1 pseudogene is annotated in these 237 nt (G+C 55.7%); it reads left to right on the forward strand.

Going from position 1 to position 237, the window contains the following annotated elements:
* Nucleotides 1–237 (forward strand): annotated as a pseudogene (locus ACTHSP_RS24085) (thiamine ABC transporter substrate-binding protein); the annotation flags it as partial.

Consider the following 237-nt stretch of genomic DNA (forward strand, 5'->3'; position numbering starts at 1 on the left):
TTGAAAGGCGCGAAGCAACCCGAACTGGCGGCCAAAATGGTGAGCTGGCTGCAATGCGGCGATGTGCAACAAGCCCTGCCTGCCGAAATGTGTGTCTATCCGGCTGCCAAAAACACGCCGCTGCCCAAAGTATTCGAGTTTGCCCAAACCCCAAAACACCGCGATTCCCCCACCCGCGCCGACATCAACACCAAACAAAAACACTGGGTGAGCCGTTGGAGCAAAACCGTTTTACGT

Source organism: Neisseria sp. P0001.S005, assembly GCF_051963715.1.